The following is a 738-nucleotide window of genomic DNA, read 5'->3' as shown; positions in this document are numbered from 1 at the left end:
GGGCAGCGCGACAGCGGCTGCGGGTCGTCCCGCAGGAGCACGCCGAGGGCCGCGCTGACGCACTCCGGCCCGTCCGGACCGCGCAGGTCGGGACCGGGCGCGTCGGCCGCCCCGGCGTCCAGCCGAATCACGGCCTGGCGTCCGCCGTACGCGACGTGCAGCCGGCTCGGGCCGGGCGGAAGGTGTACGAGGGCCCAGCCGTTGGTGGCACCGGGCAGCCGGACGGCGGGGGAGAGGCGGTCCGCCCGCGTCCCGACCGAGACTCCCTCCGCGCCGACGTGCACGAGGTTCCAGCCGGGCCGCTGCGGCGCCACCACCAGCGGGAGGCCCCGGCCGCCGTTGTCCACTGCGACCAGCAGCGGCGCGCCGGGGCGGCCGGGCGGCGCGGGCAGCGCCACGGCGGTCGCGGTGGCGGCGACGATGACGACCGCGGGCAGCACGACCGCCTGTCCCCGCAGCAACGTCCGGTCCGGCTGCCGTCGGCGTCGCAGGCCGGCGCCCAGGCCCACGGCTCCGGCCACGGCGACCGCAAGGCAGACCCAGCGTGCCGGGCCGGCCCATCCGGGGCCTTCCGGGCCGAGGGCGGCGTGGTCGGTACCGAGCCGCACCGCGCCGGCCGCCGCCTCGGCGGTGGCGGCGGCGAGCATCCAGGGCGCCGCCCGGTGGGCGACGCGCCGCCGGGCCGAGTCCGCGCCGAGCACTGTGGCGACGCCGCCCAGCAGCACCGCGGCGGCGAGC

Annotated in this window: 1 protein-coding gene; it reads right to left on the bottom strand. The window is 81.0% G+C overall.

Annotation, left to right across the window (positions count from 1 at the left end):
• Positions 1-738: hypothetical protein (locus MCBG_RS32980; protein ID WP_198033288.1), on the bottom strand; the 738-nt coding region annotated here is incomplete at both ends.

It is taken from the genome of Micromonospora sp. M42, assembly GCF_000568915.1.
Classification (GTDB): domain Bacteria; phylum Actinomycetota; class Actinomycetes; order Mycobacteriales; family Micromonosporaceae; genus Micromonospora; species Micromonospora chalcea.
Note: the sequence above shows the minus strand (reverse complement) of the source record. Positions and strands in the feature narration are given on the sequence as shown.